Annotated in this window: 17 protein-coding genes and 1 pseudogene; 11 read left to right on the top strand and 7 right to left on the bottom strand. The window is 32.9% G+C overall.

Going from position 1 to position 23,750, the window contains the following annotated elements; translation table 11 throughout:
* Positions 1-56: 56 nt before the first annotated feature.
* The 9 genes from IEX65_RS05025 (at position 57) to IEX65_RS04985 (ending at position 12,843) form a co-directional block, all read left to right on the top strand.
* On the top strand, positions 57-4,397 hold the full coding sequence (locus IEX65_RS05025) for a CusA/CzcA family heavy metal efflux RND transporter (protein ID WP_188765385.1): 4,341 nt from the start codon (positions 57-59) through the stop codon (positions 4,395-4,397).
* 10 nt (positions 4,398-4,407) lie between these two features.
* Positions 4,408-5,640, top strand: coding sequence for an efflux RND transporter periplasmic adaptor subunit (locus IEX65_RS05020; protein ID WP_188764935.1), 1,233 nt, complete (start codon positions 4,408-4,410; stop codon positions 5,638-5,640).
* Positions 5,641-5,670: 30 nt separating this feature from the next.
* Positions 5,671-7,719, top strand: a complete 2,049-nt coding sequence (locus tag IEX65_RS05015; RefSeq protein ID WP_188764934.1) for a heavy metal translocating P-type ATPase — start codon at positions 5,671-5,673, stop codon at positions 7,717-7,719.
* Positions 7,720-7,846: 127 nt separating this feature from the next.
* Complete coding sequence (locus IEX65_RS05010; protein ID WP_188764933.1) at positions 7,847-8,377, top strand: hypothetical protein; 531 nt, start codon at positions 7,847-7,849, stop codon at positions 8,375-8,377.
* 4 nt (positions 8,378-8,381) lie between these two features.
* Positions 8,382-8,963, top strand: coding sequence for a Crp/Fnr family transcriptional regulator (locus IEX65_RS05005; protein WP_188764932.1), 582 nt, complete (start codon positions 8,382-8,384; stop codon positions 8,961-8,963).
* Positions 8,964-9,027: 64 nt separating this feature from the next.
* A complete protein-coding gene (locus tag IEX65_RS05000) occupies positions 9,028-9,804 on the top strand; it encodes a sterol desaturase family protein (RefSeq protein WP_188764931.1) in 777 nt (258 codons plus the stop codon).
* A gap of 167 nt (positions 9,805-9,971) precedes the next feature.
* Positions 9,972-11,165, top strand: coding sequence for a di-heme oxidoredictase family protein (locus IEX65_RS04995; RefSeq protein ID WP_188764930.1), 1,194 nt, complete (start codon positions 9,972-9,974; stop codon positions 11,163-11,165).
* Position 11,166: 1 nt separating this feature from the next.
* Positions 11,167-11,610: a QcrA and Rieske domain-containing protein gene (locus IEX65_RS04990; RefSeq protein WP_188764929.1), complete on the top strand. Its 444-nt coding sequence runs from the start codon at positions 11,167-11,169 to the stop codon at positions 11,608-11,610.
* Between the two features lie 6 nt (positions 11,611-11,616).
* Positions 11,617-12,843 carry a hypothetical protein gene (locus IEX65_RS04985; RefSeq protein WP_188764928.1) on the top strand — a complete coding sequence of 409 codons (1,227 nt, stop codon included), beginning with the start codon at positions 11,617-11,619 and terminating at the stop codon, positions 12,841-12,843.
* Between the two features lie 47 nt (positions 12,844-12,890).
* Here the strand turns inward: IEX65_RS04985 and IEX65_RS04980 are convergent, their stop codons facing one another.
* From IEX65_RS04980 to IEX65_RS04965, 4 genes are all read right to left on the bottom strand, one after another.
* A complete protein-coding gene (locus IEX65_RS04980) occupies positions 12,891-14,267 on the bottom strand; it encodes a tyrosine-type recombinase/integrase (RefSeq protein ID WP_188764927.1) in 1,377 nt (458 codons plus the stop codon).
* A gap of 305 nt (positions 14,268-14,572) precedes the next feature.
* On the bottom strand, positions 14,573-14,818 hold the full coding sequence (locus IEX65_RS04975) for a hypothetical protein (RefSeq protein WP_188764926.1): 246 nt from the start codon (positions 14,816-14,818) through the stop codon (positions 14,573-14,575).
* 4 nt (positions 14,819-14,822) lie between these two features.
* Positions 14,823-15,257 carry a hypothetical protein gene (locus IEX65_RS04970; protein ID WP_188764925.1) on the bottom strand — a complete coding sequence of 145 codons (435 nt, stop codon included), beginning with the start codon at positions 15,255-15,257 and terminating at the stop codon, positions 14,823-14,825.
* A gap of 723 nt (positions 15,258-15,980) precedes the next feature.
* Positions 15,981-16,217, bottom strand: a complete 237-nt coding sequence (locus tag IEX65_RS04965) for a hypothetical protein (protein ID WP_188765401.1) — start codon at positions 16,215-16,217, stop codon at positions 15,981-15,983.
* 25 nt (positions 16,218-16,242) lie between these two features.
* On the opposite strand from IEX65_RS04965, the pseudogene IEX65_RS04960 reads away from it, so the two are divergent.
* Positions 16,243-17,355, top strand: a pseudogene (locus IEX65_RS04960) (IS3 family transposase); the annotation flags it as partial.
* A gap of 222 nt (positions 17,356-17,577) precedes the next feature.
* Here IEX65_RS04960 and IEX65_RS04955 read toward each other — a convergent pair.
* Positions 17,578-17,790, bottom strand: coding sequence for a hypothetical protein (locus IEX65_RS04955; protein ID WP_188764924.1), 213 nt, complete (start codon positions 17,788-17,790; stop codon positions 17,578-17,580).
* Positions 17,791-18,872: 1,082 nt separating this feature from the next.
* Between IEX65_RS04955 and IEX65_RS04950 the strand changes: the two genes are divergently transcribed.
* Positions 18,873-21,656: a PAS domain-containing sensor histidine kinase gene (locus tag IEX65_RS04950; protein ID WP_188764923.1), complete on the top strand. Its 2,784-nt coding sequence runs from the start codon at positions 18,873-18,875 to the stop codon at positions 21,654-21,656.
* 247 nt (positions 21,657-21,903) lie between these two features.
* On the opposite strand, the gene IEX65_RS04945 is transcribed toward IEX65_RS04950, so the two are convergent.
* Both IEX65_RS04945 and IEX65_RS04940 read right to left on the bottom strand, forming a co-directional pair.
* Positions 21,904-22,398 (bottom strand): AP2/ERF family transcription factor, encoded by a 495-nt coding sequence (locus tag IEX65_RS04945; protein WP_188764922.1) that lies wholly within the window; start codon positions 22,396-22,398, stop codon positions 21,904-21,906.
* A 206-nt stretch (positions 22,399-22,604) separates the two neighbouring features.
* Positions 22,605-23,351 carry a helix-turn-helix domain-containing protein gene (locus IEX65_RS04940; RefSeq protein ID WP_188764921.1) on the bottom strand — a complete coding sequence of 249 codons (747 nt, stop codon included), beginning with the start codon at positions 23,349-23,351 and terminating at the stop codon, positions 22,605-22,607.
* Positions 23,352-23,750 lie beyond the last annotated feature (399 nt).

Genomic DNA, 23,750 nt, shown 5'->3' with positions numbered 1-23,750 from the left:
AGCAGGATTCTTTGCTTATGGCTATTTATGAATTTTTTCAAAATTAGATGCAAAATATGTTAGATAAAATCATTCATTTCTCGATAAAAAACAAATTTATCGTTGGCTTGTGTACAGCCGCTTTGGTATTGGTCGGAATTTATAATGTAAGCCGCCTGCCCATTGATGCCCTGCCCGATATTACAAATAATCAGGTACAAGTCATTACTACTGCACCTACTTTGGCAACCCAAGAGGTAGAGCAGTTTATTACTTATCCTATTGAACAAACCATGAAAACGATTCCAAAAATCGTAGAAATGCGTTCGTTTTCTCGCTTTGGGTTGAGCGTGATTACCCTCGTTTTTGAGGAAGATGTGGATATTTACTGGGCAAGGCAGCAAATGAGCGAAAAACTCAAAGATGCGGAAAGACTTATTCCTAAAGGTGCAGGAATTCCAGAGTTAGCCCCCATAAGCACAGGATTGGGCGAAATTTACCAATATGTAATTTTTGCAAAAAAGGGCTTTGAAAGCCAATACGATGCTTCTAAACTTCGAAGTATTCAAGATTGGATAGTAAAACCTCAATTGCTTGGAACGGCAGGAATTGCGGAAGTTACCACCTTGGGTGGAAATCTCAAACAGTACGAAATAGCTGTGCAGCCCGACCGATTGAAAAGTATGAATACAACTATCACTGATATTTTTGAGGCACTCGAAAAAAATAATGAAAATACAGGAGGTGCATACATCGACAAACAACCTTATGTTTACTTTATCAGGGCTCTGGGTATGGTAAAAAGCATTGCCGACATTGAAAAAATAGTTGTAAAAAATTCAAACGGAGTTCCAATTCTCATTCGTGATGTGGCAAAAGTACAGGAAGGTTCGGCATTGCGTTATGGTGCTGTAACGAAAGACGGTAAGGGCGAAGTAGTAGGCGGAATGGTGCTGATGCTCAAAGGAGAAAATTCGTCGGCAGTTGTGAATAGAACAAAGGCGAAGGTCGAACAAATCAGAAAATCATTGCCTGAAGGTGTAACTCTTGAACCATTTATAGACCGTACAAAATTGGTAAACAATGCCATAGGTACTGTAGAGACTAACCTTTTGGAAGGTGCTTTGATTGTAATATTTGTATTGGTTCTGCTTTTAGGAAATTGGCGAGCAGGTTTGGTGGTGGCTTCCGTTATTCCATTGGCATTGCTTTTTGCCGTAATAATGATGAATTTATTTGGTGTAAGTGGCAATTTGATGAGTTTAGGAGCAATAGATTTTGGTTTGATTGTGGATGGTGCGGTTATTATAGTAGAAGCCGTCATTCACCGATTGCATCTAAACAAAGAAGGAAGGCTTACCGCTCAACAGATGGATGAAGAAGTTTTACAGGCATCAACAAAAATCAGAAGTAGTGCTGCTTTCGGTGAGATTATTATTTTGATTGTTTATCTACCTATTTTGGCATTGGTTGGCACGGAAGGCAAGATGTTTAAACCAATGGCTCAAACCGTTTCGTTTGCTATTTTGGGGGCATTTATTTTGTCGCTCACCTACGTTCCGATGGCTTCTGCTTTGTTTTTAAGTAAAAACATTAGCCATAAAAAGAATATTTCAGATAAAATAATTGATTTTATTTATCGCTTCTATCAACCTATTTTGGACAAAGCCTTGCAATTAAAAACCATCATATTAAGTGCTTCGGTTGCCTTATTTCTGATTGCCTTGTTTGTTTTTAGCAGAATGGGTGGCGAATTTATCCCTACTTTGGAGGAAGGAGATTATGCCATCAATTTTAGAAATGCAGGGGGTAGTTCATTGAATATGAGTATTGAAACAGCCACAAAATTAGAAAAACTACTAAAAGCGAAGTTTCCCGAAGTGGTGGAAGTAGTTTCTAAAATTGGTTCTGCTGAGATTCCAACCGACCCAATGCCTATTGAAACAGGCGATTTGATTATCATTTTGAAAGACAAAAAAGAGTGGACAACCACCAAAGATTTCTACGAATTGGCAGATTTAATGAAAGAAGAAATGGAGAAAATACCAGGCGTAGGTTTTGAGGTTTCTCAGCCGATTCAGATGCGTTTCAATGAGTTAATGACAGGAGTAAGAAGCGATATTGCAATTAAGATTTTTGGGGAAGATTTAGAAAAATTAGCAGCTGCAGCCAATAATACCATTGGATTAATAGGAAACATAGAAGGATTAGCAGATATAAAAGCAGAGCAGGTAACAGGTATGCCGCAAATTACTGTTCGTTATAATCCAGATAAACTGGCATTATATGGCTTAAATGTGGGCGACTTGAACAAAGTTGTACGAACTGGTTTTGCAGGGGAAGCCACAGGAACAGTTTATGAAGGCGAAAAACGCTATGATTTGGTGGTGAGGTTGGACAAAGATTTTCGTCAGGATATTTCTAATGTGAAAAATATATTTGTAAGCCTACCCAATGGCAACCAAATTCCTTTGGAGCAAGTAGCCGATGTGAATTTTGAACAAGGACCTGCACAAATAAGCCGTGAAGATGGCAGGCGTAGAATTGTGATAGGTCTGAATGTGCGTGGACGTGATGTGAAAAGTGTGGTCAATGATATACAAGCAAAATTAGATGCAAAACTCAAACTTCCCGAAGGCTATTATGTAACCTACGGTGGGCAGTTTGAAAACTTGGTAGAAGCCAACAAACGCCTTGCCATAGCCGTACCCGTAGCTTTGCTTTTGATTTTTGTCTTGCTCTACTTCACTTTCAATTCCATCAAACAATCAATATTGATTTTTACTGCCATTCCACTTTCTGCTATTGGCGGTGTTTTTGCCCTTTGGTTGCGGGGCATGCCGTTCAGTATTTCGGCAGGCATTGGCTTTATTGCTTTATTTGGTGTGGCAGTTTTGAACGGAATCGTATTGATTGGCTATTTCAATCAACTCAAAGCCGAAGGATGGGACAATGTTTTAGAAAGAATCAAAGAAGGTACAAAAGTAAGATTACGACCCGTGGTAATGACCGCCGCCGTAGCTTCGTTGGGCTTTTTGCCTATGGCTTTAAGTAGCGGTGCTGGTGCGGAAGTTCAAAAACCTTTGGCAACTGTTGTAATTGGAGGGTTAATAACGGCAACATTGCTCACCTTAATTGTGCTACCAATTTTGTATTTGTTGCTTGAAAAAGGGTTAAGAATGCCCAAAGTTTCCAAAATTGTTTCTATAATAATCTTGGGATTCTTGCTGTCAAGTAGTTTTGCTCATGCTCAAACACCGCTTAGTTTACAACAAGCCATTGATTTAGGAATGAAAAATAATGCCTTGGTACAAGCCAATGAATTGGCGGTTAAAATGCAAAATCAGCTAAAACCAACGGCAAGGGAGCTTCCAAAAACAAATGTAAATGCCATGCTGGGGCAATACAATACCCGAAGTTTTGACCAAAATTTTAGCGTTTCGCAAGGGTTTAGCCCATTTCAGTTTCAAGCAAAAAAACAGCTTATCAATGAAAACATCAAGAGTAGTGAACTGAAATTGATAGTAACTAAGCACGACATTGCTTTTCAGATTCGGCAATCTTGGAACACCATTTTGTATTTAATGGCAATAAATCAATTATTGGTTAAGCAAGACGATTATTTGCAACAATTTGTAAAGGCAGCAAATCTGAAACTAAAAACAGGTGAGAGTACATTGTTAGAAAAAACTACTGCCGAAACCAAGCAGCAAGGTTTAATACAGGTCAGAAAACAAAATGAAAGTTTGATTTTAAGTGAAAAAATTAAACTAAAAAGCATATTGAATATAAACAATGATTTTACGATTGTTGAAACTTCATTTTTACCCTCAAAGGTATCTTTTGCCGATTCGACTTTTATTAATCAAAATCCTGTTTTACAAATGGCTTTGCAACAAATTGAGATAGCAACAGCTAACAAAAACCTTGAAAAAGCTATCGCAAAACCCGAATTTTCGGCTGGATATTTCCTGCAATCGCTCACAGGTAATCAGTTGGTTAATGATAAAACGGTTTTCTACAATGGTGTTCCTCGCTTTCAAGGTGTGAATTTGGGTATGAGTATCCCTATTTTTGGTAAAGCCAATAAAGCCCGCATTCAAGCATCAGAAACTGAAATTCAGGTTCAACAAAAAAGTTCAGAATACCTTAAAAACCAACTGAATAGCCAACTTTTGCAGCAAATTCAAGAGCAGAAAACCAATCAATCAATGATTGATTATTATGTGCAAACGGCGTTGCCAAATGCTGAAATCATAACCAAAAATGCTACAAAAGCCTATCAAAGTGGAGAAGTAGGTTATGTAGAATATCTACAAAGTTTAGAAACGGTTTTGAGCATTCAGCAAAATTATTTGCACGCAATCAATGCTTTCAACCAAAATGCAACCAATATTCAATATTTGTTAAACAATTAATTTTAAGCAAATGAAAGTCAATCAATCATATAAATATTTAATCGCAATCATCGGAATTTCGTTGATGATTGCCTGTAACAAAACAGCAAGTACAGAAACAGCAACCGAAGAAGAACACCACGATGAAACTGGTGCAGTAGAACTTACACCTGCCCAAGTAAAATCGGCTCAAATAGTTTTCGGGAGTTTTGAAAAGAAAAACCTAAGTGAAGTTATCACAGCTAATGGCTACACTAAACTTCCCCCTCAGAATCAAGCCGATGTGTCGGTGTTTTTGGGTGGAATTATCAAAACGATTGCCGTTATCGAGGGGCAATTTGTAAAAAAAGGGCAGACATTGGCAACATTTCAGAGCATGGAATTCAACAATATCCGTTTAGCAAAAGCCAAATTGACCGAAGAATTGCAACAAGCTAAAGTAAGCAAAGATTTTTTAGAGTTGGAGTTTGCTCGTCAGAAAGAATTGAGCGATGAAAATGTAACGGCAAAAAAAACTTTTCAGAAAATCAATACTGAGCTGGAATCCATCAAGAATAAAATCAGAAATACTGAAAATCAAATCATTATTTTAGACCAAAATCTTTTGCTTGGTGGTAATGAAAATGCTTCAATACTTTCTATCGTAGCTCCAATTTCGGGTTATATAACAGAAGTGAAAGTGAAAATTGGAAGTAGTATTTCAGCTAATAATACTTTATTTTCCATTGTAGATAATTCTAAAATGCACGTTGATTTATTGGTTTATGAAAAAGACCTATTCCGTATAAAAGTAGGGCAAAGTGTTCGGTTTGTTTTGACCAATCAAGGAAACCAAGAAATTATCGGTCGTATTTTTAGCGTTGGAAAGGCTTTTCAAAATGAATCAAAATCAGTAGCGGTTCATGCCGACATCAATAATTCTACGATTGGACTGATTCCAGGAATGTACGTAAATGCCTTAATTGATATTGGTAAAAATGATGTAGAAACTTTGCCAATAGATGCGATTGCCAAAGCTGAAGGTAAGGAGTTTATTTTTATTCAAGAAGAACATGAGGAAGAGCCAAAAGGCAAAGGACAAGAGGTTGATACGGGTGTTCATTTCAAGCGAATTGAAGTGAAAACAGGAACAACTCAATTGGGGTTTGTGCAAGTAACGCCTTTGCAAGAAATACCTGCTGGAGCAAAAATAGTGGCAAAAGGTGCTTACTATTTGCAATCTACTATGTCGAATTCGGAAGGCGGTGATGAGCATAATCACTAATTTGTTTTTTTAATTTTAAAATTCAGAACAATGGAACATAAACACATTTATGACAAGGACGGCAAACAACTTTGTTGTACGCAAGAAGAAAAAATCAATATGGTAGCCCATAAACAATTAAAGAAAGAACACAAAGAGGTAGGTTGTTGTGCAATTGATGAACCAAAACACGATGAGCATTCAGACGATGATGGACACGACCATTCGGGAGGAAATGAAAGCACTTTCAAAATGTTTTTGCCAGCCATCATTAGCTTGGCTTTATTACTCATTGCCATTGCATTAGATAATTATTTCCCTCAATCGTGGTTTACAGGTTGGGTTCGGATTATTTGGTATGGTGTTGCTTACTTACCTGTTGGTTTTCCCGTGCTAAAAGAAGCAATAGAAAGCATTGGTAAAGGAGAAATCTTTTCTGAATTTTTGTTAATGAGCATTGCTACCATCGGAGCTTTTGCCATTGGCGAATATCCCGAAGGTGTAGCAGTGATGCTTTTTTATGCTGTGGGTGAAGTTTTCCAAACTTTGGCAGTCAAAAGAGCCAAGGCAAATATCAAAACCTTACTTGACCAACGCCCCGACGAAGTAACGATTTTACAAAATAATCAAGCAAAAACTATTAAAGCAGAATCGGTAAATATTGGTGATATTATTCAACTAAAAGCAGGTGAAAAATTGGGTTTAGATGGTGAACTACTCTCTGAAACTGCCTCTTTCAATACCGCAGCATTGACAGGCGAAAGCAAGCCCAATACCAAAGCAAAAGGTGAAATAGTGTTGGCAGGAATGATAAATCTTAATACGGTTTCGCAAGTCAAAGTTACAACAGCTTATAAAGATAGTAAATTGTCGAAAATCTTGGAATTGGTACAAAATGCTACGGCTCAAAAAGCTCCAACAGAGCTTTTCATTAGAAAATTTGCCAAAATTTATACACCGATTGTTGTTTTATTGGCTGTATTGATTTGTATAATACCTATGCTTTTTGTTGAGAATTATGTATTTAGTCAATGGCTATACAGAGCTTTGGTGTTCTTAGTTATTTCATGCCCTTGTGCTTTGGTTATTTCAATTCCTTTGGGCTATTTCGGAGGCATTGGTGCCGCCAGTAAGCATGGTATTCTTTTCAAAGGAAGCAATTTTTTGGACATTATCGCCAGTATCCAAAACGTAGTGATGGACAAAACAGGTACAATGACCGAAGGGGTGTTTAAAGTACAAGAAGTTATTATAAAGCAAGATTTTAATAAAGATGAAATCTTAAAAATGGTCAATGCTTTGGAAAGTCAAAGTACGCATCCAGTGGCTACTGCCATTCATAATTTTGTTGGAGAGATTGACTCGACCATCGAACTGAAAAATGTAGAAGAAATATCAGGACATGGACTTAAAGCTGAAATAAATGACAAAGAATTATTAGTTGGAAATTTCAAATTAATGGATAAATTTTCTATCCATTATGATATTGACCCGACAACTATTGTTTATACATTGATAGCCATTGCCTATAATAAAAAGTTTGTGGGCTACTTGACCATTGCCGATAGTATTAAAGAAGATGCCCAAGAAACTGTGAATAAGCTAAAAGCATTGGGTGTAAATACCGTAATGCTCAGTGGTGATAAAAATAATGTTGTAAAGTTTGTAGCTGATAAATTGGGGATAACAAATTCATTCGGTGATTTGCTTCCCGAAGATAAAGTAAACAAGGTCAAAGAATTTAAGGCACTCAATGAAACCGTATGTTTCGTTGGCGATGGAGTAAACGATGCACCAGTAGTTGCATTAAGTAATGTGGGCATAGCAATGGGAGGACTTGGAAGTGATGCCACCATCGAAACTGCCGACATTGTTATTCAAGATGATAAACCATCAAAAATACCAATGGCTATTAATATTGGAAAGCAAACCAAACGCATTGTTTGGCAAAATATCACGCTTGCGTTTGCTGTAAAAGCCGTTGTGTTATTATTAGGAGCAGGTGGTTTAGCAACGATGTGGGAAGCTGTTTTTGCCGATGTTGGCGTAGCTCTATTGGCAATTTTAAATGCCGTTAGGATTCAAAACATGAAGTTTTAAAAATTGCTGATTAGTTTTACATTTATAAAGAAAAAATTGGGTGCAGACAAAATATTTGATTACCTCTATAAAATTGCTTATTGAACTAATTTTTATAATTTGCAGACTAATTATTTAAGATAAATCTATGAAAAAGTCAATTTTAATACTTCTGTTTACACCCAGTTTTATTTTTGCTCAGTATTCAAAAAAAGATAGTCTTTGGCTTCCTTTAAAGCCATTTATTGGTAGTTGGGTAGGCGAAGGTGGCGGAGAACCTGGCAAGGGGAAATATCAAAGAAGTTATCAATTTGTACTGAACAAAAATTTTATAGAGATTAAAAACAAATCTACTTATGAGCCTACCAACCAAAATCCTCAAGGTGAAATACATGAGGATTTTGGCTATTTTAGTTATGACAAGGCACTCAAAAAGTTTAAACTTCGTCAGTTTCACATTGAAAGTTTTGTAAATGAATTTGAAATGGAAAATATATCTGACGATAAGAAAACATTGGTATTTACATCGGTTGCTATCGAAAACATACCCAAAGGCTATCGAGCCAGAGAAACATACCGAATATTGAACGATAAGGAAATTGAAGAAACTTTTGAAATTGCTGAACCCAATAAAAATTTCGAGGTCTATTCTAAAGTAAAACTTATAAAACAGAACTAAAAAAATGTTTGAAAAACTTAAAGATTTTATTAGTTCAAAAGTTAAAATTTCGGATGATGAGATATTATTAGTTCAGCCATATCTTTCTGTCAAAAAATATTCTAAAAATGAATTTATAATAAAAGAAGGCAATTATTGTCAATTTATCGGTTTCCTCAATTCAGGGCTTATTCGTAGTTTTTTATACGACAACGGTAAAGAATTAACAACTCAGTTTATTTTTGAAAATTGTTTTTTTACCTATTTGGAGGGGCTTTTACAGCCAATTCCCTCACATAAAAATTTTGTAGCCTTAGAAGACTGCGAAGCAATAATTTTAAATAAAGCCGACCTTCCAAAAATTCTTGAATTAAATCCTAAATTTGAATCTATTTTTCGACATTTACTTTTTGACGAATCGTTGATGCAAATAAAAGCCAACGAAGCAGAAAGAAAAGAAACACTTACTGAAAGATATTTGAAATTTTTACAACAATTTCCAACTGCAAACAACCGAATTCCAATCAAATATACTGCTTCTTTTTTAGGAATCGAACCCCAAAGTTTAAGCAGAATTAGAAAAAGATTAGCATTAGGTCGAAAGTAACCTGAGTTATTTTTTTTCGCTATTACTGACCATAAATTTGTATAAAATATAAAACAACAAATTTATGGATTGGTCAAAAATCATCTCTATTCTACTTGAAAATGCCCGAAATTACAGCGTTATCGCTGGCATTACTTTCTTGATTTTTTATATTTTCTTGAAAAAAAAGATTGCTTTCAAGAAAATACAACTCAAATTTCCCGAATTAAAAGACTATCAGAGAGAAGTTTTTTTCTCAATTCTCTCGATTATGATTTTCACGCTCCCGCCTGTAATAATGCTCCTTAATGATAATATAAGACCCTATACATTGTATTATTCTAATATTCATGAGCATAGTATCACTTATTTTTGTATTGCATTTATTTTAATGATAGTCATTCACGACACTTATTTTTACTGGATGCACCGATTGATGCACGATAAAAGATTATTCAAATTATTTCATTTGGTACATCATAAATCTACCAATCCAACACCTTTGGCAGCGTATGCTTTTCACCCTTTGGAGGCAATTGTTGAGTCAGGAATTTTTGTTTTATTATTGCTAATTATGCCTTTGAATGATTATCATTTGGTGGTATTCTTTATTTGTAGCCTTGCCTATAATGTTTATGGACATCTTGGTTTTGAACTTTATCCAAAAGGGTTTAGTAGAAACTGGTTTGGAAAATGGATAAATACTTCGGTCAATCATAATTTGCACCATCAGTATTTCAAAGGAAATTATGGACTTTACTTTACCTTTTGGGATAGAACAATGGGAACACTACGCTCAGACTATGACGAACATTTTGACGAAGTAAAAAATCGTGATAAATTAACGAGTGATAGTAATTAATTCATTTAATAGGTTTTACAATTTTAGCAAACACTATTCAGAAATATCTGAGTAGTGTTTTTATTTTTAGCCCATATTTAAAACATTAAAACAATATACCTAATAATATTTTTAGATTAATCTAAATTATTCTACATTTGTCTTTCTGAATTGTAAAACAAAACAAGATGAAAGCAAAATATACTTTATCTATCATCACATTTGGATTTTTCATTGCTACGGCTTGTGAAAAACTATTGCCTGTTTCTCCCTACGAAAATGCTGTTTTAGATGGTACAATAAAAGATTTAACCACTGCCGAAACTGCTCAATTTCTTAGAGGAGATGCCGCTTTTGCAAAGGTTTTTACTGCCAATACTGGTTTAGGTCCTTTATTCGTATCAAATTCTTGCATCAGTTGTCATGCTGGCGATGGCAAAGGACATCCTTCAACAAGTCTAATTCGTTTTGGACAAACTGACGAAACTGGAAATAAATTTCTGTTGCTGGGTGGTCCACAATTACAGCATAGAGCCATTACAGGATTTAATCCTGAAAATATTCCTTCTGGGGCTTCACAAGCCACTTTTATTGCTCCATCTAATACTGGCTTAGGTTTTTTAGAAGCCGTTTCTGATGCTGATATTTTGGCATTGTCAGACCCTGATGATAAAGACAATGATGGTATTTCTGGCATACCAAATTGGATTGAATTAGCCAATTTTTTAACACCAAAACCTAATGCTATTACTAAAAATGGCAAATATATTGGTCGTTTTGGCAGAAAAGCAGGAGTATATAATTTATTCAATCAAACAGTAAATGCCTATAACCAAGACATGGGCATAGTAAGTGCTTACTCTCCAAACGACACATATAGCAAGGAGGCATTAGACCCCGAAGTAACTAATGCCGAAATTGCTGATGTAGTACATTATTTACAAACATTGAAAGCTCCCATTCAAAGAAGTGTCGAATCAACAGAAGTAAAGGCGGGGAAGGAATTGTTTGTTAAAAATCAGTGTGGAGCTTGCCATACTCCAAGCATGAAAACGGCAAACTCGACCATTCAAGGATTAAACAATAAAACATTTGCCGCATATACCGATTTGCTCATGCACGACATGGGCAAAGATTTAGATGATAATTATACGGAAGGTTCTGCAAAAACTTTTGAATGGCGTACTACACCACTTTGGGGCTTGGGTTTAGCCAAAGATTCTCAGGGGGGAAAGGTACATTTAATGCACGATGGACGTGCCAAAAGTATTGAAGAAGCTATTTTATTACATAGTGGGGAAGCACTCAAAAGTAGGCAAAAATATGCAGCATTGAGTAGTAAAGAAAAACAAGAATTGATAAAGTTTTTAGAAAGCCTATAATATGAAAAGACGTGATTTTATTCGTACAAGCTGTTTGAGTTGTATCGGTGGCAGTGCCTTAACGCTCGCCTTACAAGGTTGTAGTTCAGCCTATTATGCCAAACAAGTTGATTTGAAACAAAATGACTTGGTTATCAAAAAAAGTGAGTTTGTCGAAATAAAGAAAGACAAGCAAAGTATGCGAAACGTAATCGTTGCAAAATATGAAAAATTAGGTTTTCCAATAGCCGTTTTTCGTTTGGATGAAGACCAATATTCTGCCATTTATTTAGAATGTACGCATCAAGGAAATGAAGTGCAACCTCATGGTAATTATTTGGTTTGTGAAGGACATGGTAGCGAATTTGATAACAAAGGAAAAGTAACGCAAGGACCTGCCGAAAAAGCATTGAGAACTTTCGCTGTAAAAACTGACCAAGAATATATTTACATCAATTTAGCTTAAATAGTGATGAAAAAAACATACTTATTTTGGTTATTTTTATTGGGCTTAACTCAAAATATTTTTGCCCAAATAGATACCACATTATTCAGACGAAAACCGATTTTAGATTCTACCAAAATGAATATTGATGCGGTGTATAGTCGTCCATTTTTACAGGTTGGGCGTACTCCATTGGGCGTTGGGGGATATGCAGAAATGAATACAAATTTTGGTATTACTGATGGTATTGGAGAAGGGTTTTCTTTTCAAATGCGAAGAATGACCTTATTTTTAGGGGGAAGTTTGCATCAAAAAATTAAATTTATGTCAGAAATTGAATTTGAAGACGGTACAAAAGAAATCAATATCGAATTTGCTGCCATTGATTTTCAATTCAATAATCTCTTTAATTTTCGAGGTGGTATTATTATGAATCCGATTGGTGCATTTAACCAAAACCATGATGGCCCAAAATGGGAATTTAGTGATAGACCTATTTCGGCTACCCAAATGCTCCCTGCAACGTTTAGCAATGTAGGAATGGGTTTTTATGGCAAAAAATACAGCAAACAATGGGTATTTGCTTATGAAGCCTATTTAACAAATGGTTTTGATGAAACCATAATTGATAATGGAAATAGCCGAACATCCTTACCAACTGCAAAAGCCAATAAAAACCGTTTTGAAGAAAGTAGTAATGGGCAAGCTCTTTTTACTGGTAAAATAGCCATCAGAAACCGAAAAATTGGAGAATTTGGGCTTTCATACATGGGAGGTGTCTATAATAAATTTCAAGATGATGGTTTTATCTTAGCACCTAAAAGAGCGTTAAATGTATTTGCCATAGATTTTAACACCACTATCAAAAAAACTAAAACATCAATTATAACCGAATGGGCATGGGTAAATGTTGATTTACCTAACAATTATGCCGTGCAATATGGCAGTAAACAAAGTGGTGGATTTGTGGATATTGTGCAACCAGTTTATAAAAAGCCATTATTGGGCTTTCCTAATTCCACTTTCAATATTGCTTGTCGTATCGAGCGAGTGGATTGGAATGTAGGTAAATTTACCGAAACAGGAGATAAAATCTATGACGAAGTTATTTCAATTATGCCTGCAATCAGTTGGCGACCAATCCCGTCAACGGTCATTCGCTTCAATTATCGCATTCAAAAACAATGGGATTTATTGGGTAATCCACCTTCAAAAACTGGAGTATTTCAGTTGGGGGTATCGAGTTATTTTTGAATTATATTTCATAAATTTAAAAAGTACCTATAACCTTTTCTCCATAATTATATCAATGCTTTCAAATACCCTTGTACTTGTTCGTCTTCAAAAGAGCCTAAATACGCTTCGGTCGTGGCAATATTTGAATGTCCGAGTGATTGACTAATAAATGGAATCGGAGCATCACTTCTTAATAAGATGGTAGCAAAAGAGTGTCGAGCATGATAGGTATTTACATCTCCTTCGATACCCAGCTTTTCAGCAATGCGATTGACCCATTTGTTTGTAATTTTAATTACTTGATGAATTGTGGCTTTTTTATGTCGCTCGTCCATCAACTCATTAATGAATGGAAAAAGATAAGCATCTTGACTTTTATCTTTATTTCCCCACCGCTCAATGATTTCAAAACTTTCAGGGAATAACGTAACAGTTATTTTCTTTTGGTCAGATTTCTTACTATTAGCAGTCTTTTTTCTTATGAATTTCACTTGATTTCCATTTACATCTCCCCAAGTAAGGCGACAAATGTCTGAAAAATTCATTCCATTTGAGAGGTAACTAAAAATCCACAAATCACGGCTTCGTTGCTCAAAACTATCGGGCTGTGCATCATAAGTCATAATTTTTTTAACCTCTTCTTTAGTTAGGGCTTTTTTATCATTTCTGCCTGAAGGTATTACATAACCTTTTTGAGCAAACGGATATAAATCTCGGTTCACTATTCCCTTTCCAATTGCATCATTATAAATAGTGCGAAGTTGTCGCAAATAAATACCAACAGTTGTTTGGCTTGCAGGCATGGACACGTTCCCCTGCTTTTGAGCCATTTTACCAAATTTCAGCATCCATTTTTCATATTTCAATAGAAAAGCGGGGGTGATATGAATAAAATCTAAAAAAGGCTTTTCTATCTTACTTTTACTCAAAATTGGCAATTTTAGTTCGAATCGCTCATCATTACTCAATGATGTAAGGAATCTTTTCAAAGAATTAGCAACAGTTTGATAAAGGTCTGCACTGGAAATTCTTTCATTTTTTAACATCTCTTTTGATTTATTCTCAAGAGCAATAAGTATATTATTGGTTTCCTTATTACTAATTTCTACACTTTCAGTAGGTTTACTAAATAGATACTTAAAGTCTTCAAATGTAAAATCATCACCTAATTTTTCAAGAATAACTTTAGCTCGTTTTAGCGAACTGTTCTCTCCATAGAGTTGGGTGTAAAGGTCGATGAACTTACTATCTCTCAATTTTGAAGACAGTCCATTTTCATCAACATTCCTTTGAAGTTTTGCCCAATCAAGAGAAGATACTTTTATTCCAGTAGTATAAAGCTTCTGCTGACGTTTGAAAGTAGTCAAAATTTTGACCATGCCAATACCCTCAACTTTCATTTGTCGGGTATCTAAAAAAAGTTTTATAGTTGCTAATGCCATGATGTTTCAGAATAAAATATGCAATACAATATGCAATACAATATGCAATACAAAGGTAGTCAATCAACCTCAAACAAGCATTAACAAGCGAAAAAAAAGGTCAAAAAAGAGCTATTTTTGCACAAAAAAGCTATAAAACGTAGATAAAAGAGGGTATCATAAGGCAAGTTTACATAACTGTTAATCAGAGGGTCGCTGGTTCGAGCCCAGCTTCGGGAGCAGAGTTAAAAGCCTTATAATAAATAGATTATAAGGCTTTTTTATTGATATTTTTAGTTTAAACAAAATCTCGGTTTAAACATGGTTTAAACAATTTCATTTTGGTTTAAACCGCTCTCCACTTTTTGAAATTCAATATTTGCGGCTCCCGCTTCTTCATTTTTTTTTTTTAAAACAAAGAAAACGAATACTCCACCTATGAAAATAGAAATACCCAAAATAAATTTCCAAATATTTGAGGGTTTACTTGAAGGAGTAATTTCCATTAATGACGAAGGAGAATAAGGTACTGGCATTATCTCTCCAAATGGATTTTCTGTTTGTATAAACATGGCTTTAAGAAAGTTTATTGGTTTTAAATAAAATCTTGTACACATCTTCAATACTCGTTATCGCATCTTTTCTTGAGATTCCATCCTTATCAGTATATGGAATAATCTGACCACGGTATTTTAAAAAAGTGTTTTTCATCATTGGTTCCTCATAGAAAAAAGAGAGCTTCCTTGTTAATTCTTTAACTTGTGCATTAAGCTGCCAAATTAAAGCCTCACTATCATTTACTTCATTTAATTGTTGAGTTTTGTTGTGAGTATTTCGATTTTCTACAATCGCTTCTACATACTCTGAAAGACTCATACTAAAACTTTGTGCTTCCTTAGCTAAACCGATTTTCAATTGTGGACTACATTTAAAGCCAAGTGTTACTTTGTTTCGAGAGTTCGCAATTTCATCTAATTGCAAAGCTCTACCTGTTCGCATTGTTGTTTGCATGTATTTGTATTATTTTATTGTTGTACTAAACTACAAAACCCTAACTAACCACATTTGGGTTAATTAGGGTTTACATTAGTTAATTTGAATTAATTAAGGTAAATTCGAGTTTACTTGAGGCAATTTGCGGTCTATAAATTACAAGTGGGGACAATAATTGACAAGACAAATGAACATTGTAGTAACATATAGCATAAGAAACTCCACATTTTTCATCAATAAAAAATAAAATTTATCTTCATGTAATAAAATGTTTTAAAATCACTCATTACAATTAAATGGATAACAGTATAAATTACCAACATTCCGAGAATTGACGAATTTACGAGTATAACTGCGATAGCTTATTTAAATTCTTTCAACTAAGACCATGTTTAATTTTTATTAATTAAAAGTTTTATAGCTAATATTTTTACCATTTCTTCGGCAGTTTCCATCAATAATTCATAATAATGACATAGCTTTCAGTCATCGAACCAAGAAAATTTTCGTTTGATTACCTATCATTCAGGTTGCTGAAAGATATTTCTACCTATTCTTAACGTTATTTGGAGCAAATAGTCAAAATTCCTTTTTATTTGTTCTATTATTTCTCCTCCATAACCTCGCATTTGCTAAAATCACTTTCGCTCTGCTTCATAAATTTTTTAAAACCTGCATCAATTGTAAGGTGGCTTGTCAATCATGAATATTAGCTACTGTTATTATGATTACTAATAGAAATCAATTATTATCGACTATTACATGTCTTTTTATACCTTTTACTTTTTTGTTCCCAAAAAACATCTCATTTAAAGAACGAGTATTGCACCAACGAACGTTTTCTCTATCAATAATACCGAGACTTGGTAGTGCATTTTGTCCTATTTTAAGCCATACTTTTCTTCGCAACTTTTCTAATAACTCATCAAATTCCTTATAATGTACCCCAAAATTTAGACAGGCAAGATAATTAATCACTGTTTAAACATTAAAACAATGGGATTTCAGTTCGGATTTTAAGGCAAAAGTTGCCATAGAAGCTATTAAGGAAAAGCAAACACTTTCAGAATTAGCAGCCAAGTACGAACTGCATCCTACACAGATTAGCGATTGGAAGAAGGCATTTTTAGCAGGAGCGAATTTAGTATTCGAGCAAGATTCAGAGAGTAAGAAAGAAAAGTCGGAGGATACATCGGTCTTATATGAGCAAATAGGGAGATTGCAAATGGACATTGCCTTTCTAAAAAAAAAGTTGTAGCCAAGCCGTCATCAGAACGTATAAAACTTGTAGAGAAGTTAAATCAAGACCTTAGTATCAGTCATCAATGTCATTTATTAGGTTTATGCCGTTCACGGATTTATTATAAACCAGTAGGTCAGGAAAGCGACCAAAACCTAATTTTAATGACAGAATTAGATAAACAATACCTCAAAACTCCCTTCTATGGCATCCGTCGAATGACTGCACATTTGAGGAGTTTGGGTTATTCAGTCAATCATAAACGGGTACAGCGAATAATGCGAAAAATGGGTATAGAAGCAGTATATCGCAAGCCAAATACATCTTTACCAAATAAAGAGCATACGATTTACCCATATTTACTAAAAGGCTTGAAGGTTATGCGACCGAATCAAGTATGGGCAACCGACATCACCTATATTCCGATGGCAAAGGGATTTATGTATTTGATAGCGATTGTAGATTTATTTTCAAGAAAAGTTTTAACATGGTCGGTTAGCAATACAATGGAAGCTAAGTGGTGTGCCGAAGTCCTAAAAGATACCATTGGGGAGTTTGGAAAACCCGAAATTTTCAACACTGACCAGGGTTCACAATTTACTTCTAATACCTTTACACAAATTCTCAAGGACAATCAAATACAGATTTCGATGGACGGTAAAGGGAGAGCTATTGATAATATTTTTGTAGAGAGAGTTTGGAAAAGCGTCAAATATGAATCGGACCGCCGAAGCGGATATTTACCTAAAATCTTATCAAAGTGGAACAGAGTTGAATAAGGGGTTAGAAGAATACTTTGAATTTTATAATCAGAGACGATTTCATCAGAGCTTAGACTATTTAACCCCTGATAAGGTCTATTCAAAAGCGGCATAGTTATCTACTTTTCCACAGCAATTAACAAAAGAAAAAAAGTAGCAAAAAAAGAAAAATTTACAACAACAATAGTAAAAATACTGTCTAAACTATTGGGTACACCTTATTTCACCAAAATGGACGAAGAACCTCCTTCGCTGTAATATATATATAATATCTTATTTAGGGGGATATTTACTATGTATCAATTATTATAAGTTTATGTGAGAATGAAATTTTGAATTATCTATTCATTACAATAACTTGAATCCGATTCTTCTCATATTGAACCTCTTTAATACCTGTAACTCCAATAATTTTTGAGAAATACCTTGATTTCAAGACCTCAATCAAATCTAAATGGTCAGGAACTTGCGGACCTTTCACTATTACATCATCAAACCAAATTCCCTTATCATTATTATGAAGTCCGATTGTAAATAAAAAATATTTCATAATATTAAGTTGAAGATGAAAAATAATAAGGCGTGTATTATTATTTAAGCTTTCTAACAAGTACCTAAAAAAATAATTTTATTCCTAAATTTCTGCTCAACTAACTTCATATAAAAAAAAAGTCTATAAACCGACTGTAAAAATCGCTCATAGGTAAAATATGCTTTAGGTTAAAATGATTTTATACAATACATCTAAATTAATTAGTAGACTTTGTACTGTACCTTACCTATTACTTAAACTTTTATCTATTTTTTATATGATTATCAATGGATTAAAACTTTACAAAGGTTCGGAAGTGTGTTACTGATACTGGGCGATTAGAGGTAAAAAAAATCAAAAACATATCCAATCTGAAATATACCTGTACATTAAATAAATACAATTTGTTACTAAAAATTAGGTATTAAAACTACCATTCACCGATTTTATAAAACCATTGGTCGAACAATAATTAGTTTGGAGAGTAAAATCAATAAATTGTGAGTTTATATGTATGCCGCTGTTTTTAAAAAAACTCCACTACACAGTATAAGTAATCATTCCTACATTCACATTTTAATGATAACTGAAACATTAGTCTAAATATTCCAATGTTTCAAATTGTATATTACTTAGAATTCTATAAACCTTTGATAATACGGATAATCATCAAACAATCTGAAAATATTTGCTAATTGTATGTAAGTATAAAGAACTATTTAATTGATAGTATTCTACCACAGAGGTACACGAAGTACAACACGGAGTTACACAAAGAAAAAATAGAAAAACTCTGTGATTTTTAAACTCTGGGCAACTCCGTGGCGACCGACGCTCGGTAAAAAAATATTATCAATTTAATTTTTACCATCACTTAAGTGTATTTTAATTAAAAATTTAATTACCTAAGCAGCAGTCAGCACAAAGTTATATGACGTATAACATGTTATTATGGAATAAAAGAAAAACTTATGAAACTCTGCTGGGTTAATCTATAGTTAAAGAATAAATACTACAATTAAATTTTTAGAATTATGCAAAATAATTAAGATTCAAAAAATGTGCTCCAAATAAAAAAGGATTGAAACAAAAATGTAAATATGAAATCACTATCAATACATAAAATTTTTACTTATAATATAATTAATAAGATAATTGGTATTAAAAACTTTGTTTATACTAATTCTAAAAAGAGTTTTTTTTTACAAAAATGCGAAACATTAGAAGCTAATATAGATGACTTAATTTTGGTTACAGACACAAATAATAACATAAAATTTATAAAAAAAACTTGTCAGGTATTTTTTAACTCAACCGAACTAAACTATTTTAAAATTTTTATTAAAAGAAATTACACCGACTATTTCAAACAAATCTTTGATGATGCCATTAATAAAAATAACTGGACTTATCCCTATGTAGAGTTCCCCATCAAAGGTAAAAACGGAAGATACATATGGATTAGATTAAATATAACGATAACAAAAATCCATGATGATTTACTTATTATAGGAACCATGAAGGATATCAATATTCAGTCCAATCATTTTTATCATACCAACCAATCAAATATTTGGTTCAATATATTTAAAAATAGTAGTAATGGTATTTTGGTAGAGGATTCTAATCGTCGAATATTGTTTTTGAATGACGGATTATTGTCATTTTTTGATATGAACGACGAGACACCTTCAACGTTCATTGGGGAAGATTGTAATGTTTTTATTGACCGTTTAAAAGATTCATTTATTTATCCAAATTTATTCTCAGAGGGGATAGAACAAAACATTCTCCAAAGAAAAAATATTAAATGTGAAGTCTTGAAGACAAAAAATGGTAAAACTTTTGAAAGAGATTTTACAATGATTCTTAATCCGAATGGAGAGTACAGCTATTTTTGGTATTACAGAGATGTCACACAAAATTATAACTTAAACGAAAAAGTTAAAGAAAGTGAAGAGAAATACACAAAAATAATTGAAAATATGCAACTTGGTATTTTGGAAGTTGATAATAATGATACCATAACAAATGTGTATAATCATTTTTGTCAAATAACAGGATATACCAAAGAAGAACTACTTGGGAAAAAAGCAAATGAGCTTTTCTTAAAACCAGAGAATAAACAAATATTTACAATCAATCAAAGTAAAAGAGAACAAGGTATTAGTAGTACTTATGAGGTTCCTTTAGTTAAAAAAGATGGAACATCCGCATGGCTTTTGGTTAGTGGAACACCTATTTTCAATCATAATCACGAAGTAATTGGTTCAATTGGCATTCATTATGATATTACTGAAAGAAAACAACTCGAACAAGACCTAAAGCATGCAAATGATATTGCCAACAGAGCAACTGAAAGAGAAAAGATGTTTCTGGCCAGCATGACCCATGAGCTCAAAACTCCAATCAATGCCATATTAGGTATGGGCGATTTACTAAAACTAACCCAACTTAACATCGAACAAAAAGACTATTTAGATGTCATGGAAACATCTACTATGTTTTTACAAAAGTTAATTTCTGATATTCTCGACATCTCAAAAATAGAAACGGGTAATTTAGTTGTTAATAATCAATCGTTCGATTTAAAGAAAATGCTTTCTGAAATCACACGAAGTTTTGAATATAGCTTATCTAAAAAAAATATCACTTTCAAATTTGAGTGGAAATTTAAACTTGATACATACGTTATAGGCGACCCCCTACTCCTTCAGCAAATTATTATAAACTTACTCTCAAACGCCGAAAAATTCACAGAAGTTGGTACTGTTAAATTAGTTGTTGAGAGAATTCACCAAACAAATCAACATATCAAACTTCGATTTACAGTTGAAGATACAGGTATAGGCCTTAGTAAGGAAAATGAAGATAATATTTTTGAAAAATTTGTGCAACTACCCGCAACCAAACAGCATAAATCGCAAGGAACGGGCTTAGGGCTATCTATCGTAAAATCATTAGTTGAAATACAAAATAGTAGTATTAATGTATCAAGTTCTGTAGGAAAAGGCTCTATTTTTTCATTTGACCTCGTCTATGAGAAAGGTCTCGAAATACCTGAAATACTCAAAAAAATCGAAAAACCGAATCAATTTTTAAATGCTCCCTTAGATGAATTAAGGGTTCTTATTGTTGAAGACAACATATTAAATCAAGAATACTTAAAAAGACTATTCTGCAAATGGTCGATATATTATGAAATAGCTGGTTCAGGAGAAGAGGCTATTAGAAAATTCTCTAACACTCATTTTGACTGTGTAATGGTAGATATACAACTACCTGGCATCAATGGTTTTGAGTTATCAATCAAACTCAGAACTACTTTTCAGAATCGAGTTTTCTTTATTATTGCCATGACAGCCGTAGTATTTCCCAAAATAGAAGTTGAAATATTAAAGTATGGAATGGATGACATTATAAAGAAACCGTTTACTACTGATGAACTTTATGATAAAATTTCAATTTGCTTCGACACAGTCAGACAGAATAAAATACCAGAACCATTAATACATTTTCACAATGAATTAGACACAGATTTTTTAACACAATTCTATAAAGATGATATAGATTATGCAATAGAGGTTTTTGTTCAATTCCACACTGTTTATTTAAAAGAATTTGAATCCTTAATTCAAAATTCAAATAACATTTCAATAGAAGATATAAAAAAACGACTTCATACGATTAAACCTTCTTTCAAAATGGTAGGATTAACCAAAGTGGAACTAATGATTGAAGAAGTAATTAAAAACAATGAAATTGAAAGTAATGCCCTAAGTGATATTTTTCTAAAAAAAGATATTAAAACGATTAGTTCATTAATTGAAAATCAAATTGAAGACTTAAAAAGGACAAAACAATTAAAAAATCAGCCAATCTGAAAAAGATAATAAAACTCAAATAAGTTATTTAGATTCAAATAAATATAAAAATATGCAGCATTTTGTTAAACTGCATATTTTATATATATGCTAAATTAGGTTTTAAACTAAATATAAAACATTTATTTTTTCAAATATCGGTTTCATCTCCCAAACTTAAAGTTTAAAACCCTATAAACTTAAAAGCTCAAGACCAATAATCACAAAACACTAAATGGATTAAACTGTGTCAATCAAAAGTACACCTTTATAGTACAAAATAAGGATTCGTAATTATATTTGTAATTGCAAACTGTTTATAAAGCTCAATTGCTTTCAAATCATATTTAATAGCAGCTTCTTTTTCGGAAATGAATGTCCCCAAGTAATTAAATTTACCACCCATTTGGATTGATGATATATACATCCCTCTGCTTACATAAACACCTCTATATTTAGATGTTTTGTTAGTGAAATGACATGGTCTAATATGAGATTTGGTATGAAAAGGTACCTGAATTAAATTTTCTTTCTGGCAATTAAGAGAATTTCCATCGACAAACAAAGCAGTATAGCCTTTCATTAAACCGCCTAAAACAATATGATGCAAATAAATATCTTGTTTTTTGGGAAAGTATATAGTTGTTCTAACATAACGTTTTCCTTTCACTGTACAAATATTCCATTTATGGTTAACTACTTCTCCATAAATATCGTCATCAACTAAAACTTCTAAACCATTTTTAAGTTGTATTTTTTTCATAAAGTTCTATTTATTTTGATTTTCTAAGTAATTCAAAACTAACTACGATAATCATCTAAAAAAACAATATTCGACGAATGGAGGGACATAGTCGTTGTATGGATTTTGAATAAAAAAAATAGATTTCAAAAGTTAATTAAAAGATATTTTAAGAAAAATCAGTATTTGTGTAGACCTATTTCAAGCATTTCTCGTTTAAAAATGTACTAATCTTGACTGATGTTTAAAGGAGGCAAGGAATTCATGTATTTTCGGAAATGATAATGGAAATCAGATTTATTATAGAACCCAACTCTTAATGCTTGGTACTCTACATGTAAAGAACTAAATGTTTTATCATTTGAAAGTTCTAAAAAATAATAAACTCGATGTCGATTTACAAATTCTACAAAATCCATTCTGTAAACATATTTGAGTATTGTAAGCAATTTTTGTTTACTAATACTTAAATCTGACGCCATCTCGTTGGCATTGAAGTTCATATTAAGATATGGCATTTTAACGGAAATATAATCTTCAATAATTGAATGCCAATAGTCGTAGGTTGTTCCTCTGAAAGCCTGGGGCAATACATTTATGTCGTTTATTTCTGGAATAACATGCACACAACCTCGCATTTTCTTTACTGTTTTAGGCGAAAAAAGGAGGTAGAAAATTAGAGTGATTATTAAAATATGCTGACCAAAAACCAGTAGTGAATTATATTTATTTTCTATATTTAAAAAAAGCATTAATTCTAATATCATAAATAAAGCCGTAACAAATATTACTATTTTTAACCAAATCAAGGTCTTTTTATTTATTAGCTTAAAAATTGCAGATTGTTTATTGATAAATCGTAGAATAATAATCAAAGATGTAATGACGTATGAAAAGCCTATGATAAATAAGGCCAGTGAAAAATCACTTACACTAATAATAGGAATATAAAACTGTTGAAAAATTAGTATCATATTTTTGTTAAATAGGGTATTCTTTACAAATATTTTCCCAACTATTACGAAAGTTGGAAGTATAAAATGCCTCAAATTTCTTAACGAAAATGTTTTGACAGGATATGTCATCTTCATTATGTAGAATCTAATGAAAATACCTAAAAATGCAATAAAATCGAATGTATAATCAAGTTCGGAAAGAATTGTGGAATTATATTTAATGATACTTAGATTATGATTAAATACAATGAAATAAAAACATACATTGATATAAAAAAAATATTTCGTTGATTCAAAATATCGCAGTCTTTTTACCATTAATAGGAAAAAAAAGACCCCTAATCCGAATATAAAAAAATATAAAAACGTTTTTGACCAAAACATAGAGTTACTCTTTTAGAACGCTAACTATAAGAC

Origin of the sequence: Emticicia aquatilis (genome assembly GCF_014644295.1) — a bacterium.
In the GTDB taxonomy this organism is placed as follows: domain Bacteria; phylum Bacteroidota; class Bacteroidia; order Cytophagales; family Spirosomataceae; genus Emticicia; species Emticicia aquatilis.
Note: the sequence above shows the minus strand (reverse complement) of the source record. Positions and strands in the feature narration are given on the sequence as shown.

What these genes read in the sequence shown, in the direction of transcription:
- IEX65_RS05010 (WP_188764933.1), top strand. Translation starts at nt 7,847, where the DNA reads ATGAAAAAGTCAATTTTAATACTTCTGTTTACACCCAGTTTTATTTTT.
- IEX65_RS05015 (WP_188764934.1), top strand. Translation starts at nt 5,671, where the DNA reads ATGGAACATAAACACATTTATGACAAGGACGGCAAACAACTTTGTTGT.
- IEX65_RS04990 (WP_188764929.1), top strand. Translation starts at nt 11,167, where the DNA reads ATGAAAAGACGTGATTTTATTCGTACAAGCTGTTTGAGTTGTATCGGT.
- IEX65_RS04980 (WP_188764927.1), bottom strand. Translation starts at nt 14,267, where the DNA reads ATGGCATTAGCAACTATAAAACTTTTTTTAGATACCCGACAAATGAAA.
- IEX65_RS05020 (WP_188764935.1), top strand. Translation starts at nt 4,408, where the DNA reads ATGAAAGTCAATCAATCATATAAATATTTAATCGCAATCATCGGAATT.
- IEX65_RS04995 (WP_188764930.1), top strand. Translation starts at nt 9,972, where the DNA reads ATGAAAGCAAAATATACTTTATCTATCATCACATTTGGATTTTTCATT.
- IEX65_RS04985 (WP_188764928.1), top strand. Translation starts at nt 11,617, where the DNA reads ATGAAAAAAACATACTTATTTTGGTTATTTTTATTGGGCTTAACTCAA.
- IEX65_RS05025 (WP_188765385.1), top strand. Translation starts at nt 57, where the DNA reads ATGTTAGATAAAATCATTCATTTCTCGATAAAAAACAAATTTATCGTT.
- IEX65_RS05005 (WP_188764932.1), top strand. Translation starts at nt 8,382, where the DNA reads ATGTTTGAAAAACTTAAAGATTTTATTAGTTCAAAAGTTAAAATTTCG.
- IEX65_RS04955 (WP_188764924.1), bottom strand. Translation starts at nt 17,790, where the DNA reads ATGAAATATTTTTTATTTACAATCGGACTTCATAATAATGATAAGGGA.
- IEX65_RS04950 (WP_188764923.1), top strand. Translation starts at nt 18,873, where the DNA reads ATGAAATCACTATCAATACATAAAATTTTTACTTATAATATAATTAAT.
- IEX65_RS04970 (WP_188764925.1), bottom strand. Translation starts at nt 15,257, where the DNA reads ATGCAAACAACAATGCGAACAGGTAGAGCTTTGCAATTAGATGAAATT.
- IEX65_RS04975 (WP_188764926.1), bottom strand. Translation starts at nt 14,818, where the DNA reads ATGTTTATACAAACAGAAAATCCATTTGGAGAGATAATGCCAGTACCT.
- IEX65_RS05000 (WP_188764931.1), top strand. Translation starts at nt 9,028, where the DNA reads ATGGATTGGTCAAAAATCATCTCTATTCTACTTGAAAATGCCCGAAAT.
- IEX65_RS04940 (WP_188764921.1), bottom strand. Translation starts at nt 23,351, where the DNA reads ATGATACTAATTTTTCAACAGTTTTATATTCCTATTATTAGTGTAAGT.
- IEX65_RS04945 (WP_188764922.1), bottom strand. Translation starts at nt 22,398, where the DNA reads ATGAAAAAAATACAACTTAAAAATGGTTTAGAAGTTTTAGTTGATGAC.